The organism is Pseudarthrobacter sp. fls2-241-R2A-168, assembly GCF_030209335.1.
In the GTDB taxonomy this organism is placed as follows: Bacteria; Actinomycetota; Actinomycetes; order Actinomycetales; family Micrococcaceae; genus Arthrobacter.
The window spans coordinates 1-1,152 of record NZ_JARVSG010000014.1 but is presented as its reverse complement, the minus strand read 5'-3'; the positions used below and the strand labels follow the sequence as shown (position 1 = coordinate 1,152).

At 49.6% G+C, this 1,152-nt stretch carries 2 tRNA genes and 2 rRNA genes; all 4 read right to left on the bottom strand.

Annotated features, from left to right (window positions below):
• Nucleotides 1–502, bottom strand: a 23S ribosomal RNA gene (locus QRN11_RS10130); the annotation flags it as partial.
• A gap of 244 nt (nucleotides 503–746) precedes the next feature.
• Nucleotides 747–822: transfer RNA gene (locus QRN11_RS10125), tRNA-Ala, on the bottom strand.
• 30 nt (nucleotides 823–852) lie between these two features.
• Nucleotides 853–929: transfer RNA gene (locus QRN11_RS10120), tRNA-Ile, on the bottom strand.
• A gap of 81 nt (nucleotides 930–1,010) precedes the next feature.
• A 16S ribosomal RNA gene (locus QRN11_RS10115) occupies nucleotides 1,011–1,152 on the bottom strand; the annotation flags it as partial.

Genomic DNA, 1,152 nt, shown 5'->3' with positions numbered 1-1,152 from the left:
AGGATCTATTTCACTCCCCTCTCCGGGGTTCTTTTCGCCTTTCCCTCACGGTACTAGTTCACTATCGGTCAGTCAGTAGTATTTAGCCTTGGAGGATGGTCCCCCCATATTCAGACAAAGTTTCTCGTGCTCCGTCCTACTCGATTTCATGACTAAGAGATTTTCGCGTACAGGGCTATCACCCACTATGGCCGCACTTTCCAGAGCGTTCCGCTAATCTCAAAGCCACTTAAGGGCTAGTCCCCGTTCGCTCGCCACTACTAAGGGAATCTCGGTTGATTTCTTTTCCTCAGGGTACTTAGATGTTTCAGTTCCCCTGGTTCGCCTCTTGCACCTATGTATTCAGTACAAGATAACCATCTTATGATGGCTGGGTTCCCCCATTCAGACATCTCCGGATCAAAGTCTGTTTGCCGACTCCCCGAAGCTTTTCGCAGGCTACCACGTCTTTCATCGCCTCTGACTGCCAAGGCATCCACCGTATGCGCTTCTTCACTTGACCATATAACCCCAAGCAATCTGGTTATACTGTGAAGACGACATTCGCCGAAAATTCGAATTTCTCAACTAAGAGAACTCACAAATTTTACCTTAGCCTGATCACCACCAGTGAAAGTGGCCATCAGTCTATCTTTCTATCACATACCCAAATTTTTAAAGAACGAACTAGTCAAAGACTAGAAATCAACATTCACCATCCAACCGATGGAATGCTCATTTCTAAGCTCTTACTTCAGAAGCAGTAGTGGTGGAGCCAAGCGGGATCGAACCGCTGACCTCCTGCGTGCAAGGCAGGCGCTCTCCCAGCTGAGCTATGGCCCCGTATTTCTACAGGCGTTTCCCACACAAAATTGGTGGGTCTGGGCAGATTCGAACTGCCGACCTCACCCTTATCAGGGGTGCGCTCTAACCAACTGAGCTACAGACCCAATTTCGGGCTGCTTCTTTCGTCTTCTTCAATGAATCAAGCAATTCGTGTGGGAACTTATGGAGCAGCTGATGTCGTCGATTAAGGAGGTGATCCAGCCGCAGGTTCCCCTACGGCTACCTTGTTACGACTTCACCCCAGTCATGAATCACACCGTGGTAACCGTCCCCCCGAAGGTTAGACTAGCTACTTCTGGTGCAACCCACTCCCATGGTGTGACGGGC